Below are 445 nucleotides of genomic sequence, written 5' to 3' on the forward strand. Positions count from 1 at the left end.
GTAGTTCCGCAACCACTGCGCCGAGTATGGAATGCGCAATTAACCTTGCAGCTTCATTATCGCCTGTATGCAGTTTTATCTGCTCCGCTAACCATGGTGCACTAGCGCCAGCAAGGCCACCAGCAATATCGCCAGTGATAATGCTGGTAATAATTGCTACGGCTGAGTCAACGCCTTTACTAAAGTCATTGCCCATTTTACCATCTTTTGAGTCTTTACCGGCATCTTTATGAATAGTGCGCTCAAGCTCATTAACCTGTGACGCTAACTCTTGTAAGCTAGTGACAATGTTTTGTTTGGTCTGTTCATCCTCTTTATTAAAGATTGGTTTGAGCTTACTATGGGCATTTTCGGTATCACGACTGAGTTCATTAATATCTTGTGTTTGCTTATCTTGGTCACGAATGATTAACTCACCGTCACTGATTGCCGAGTGCGTAATATT

The 445-nt window shown here is 43.1% G+C and carries 1 pseudogene; it reads right to left on the bottom strand.

Annotated features, from left to right (window positions below):
• Positions 1–445: pseudogene (locus H3T80_RS12085) on the bottom strand (hypothetical protein); the annotation flags it as partial.

Origin of the sequence: Gilliamella sp. W8145 (assembly GCF_016101145.1) — a bacterium.
Lineage (GTDB): Bacteria > Pseudomonadota > Gammaproteobacteria > Enterobacterales > Orbaceae > Gilliamella > Gilliamella apis_A.